The organism is Pseudomonas serbica (assembly GCF_028823535.1).
GTDB classification, from domain to species: Bacteria; Pseudomonadota; Gammaproteobacteria; order Pseudomonadales; family Pseudomonadaceae; genus Aquipseudomonas; species Aquipseudomonas serbica.
The window spans coordinates 1-224 of sequence record NZ_JAQIYM010000076.1; the positions used below are offsets into that span (position 1 = coordinate 1).

1 protein-coding gene is annotated in these 224 nt (G+C 63.8%); it reads right to left on the bottom strand.

Annotation, left to right across the window (positions count from 1 at the left end):
- On the bottom strand, positions 1-224 hold a 224-nt coding region (locus tag NQL71_RS29820), incomplete at both ends, for an Ig-like domain-containing protein (RefSeq protein ID WP_274643807.1).

Genomic DNA, 224 nt, shown 5'->3' on the forward strand with positions numbered 1-224 from the left:
CCATCCTGATGCAGGTCCAGGGCTTTTTCGAAGACAGTCACGTCGCTGTCGCTGGTCGCCACCAGGCAGCTGTTGTGCACGTCGATGGTGACGGTGGTGGTGCTTTCGTCACCGTCGGCATCGCGCAGTGTGTAGGTGAATACGTCGCTCGCGCCCGGGCCGCTGACCGAGTTCGGGTAGCTGTGGTACACGGCGTTGCCCGCCGCATCCAGGGTCAGGTAGCC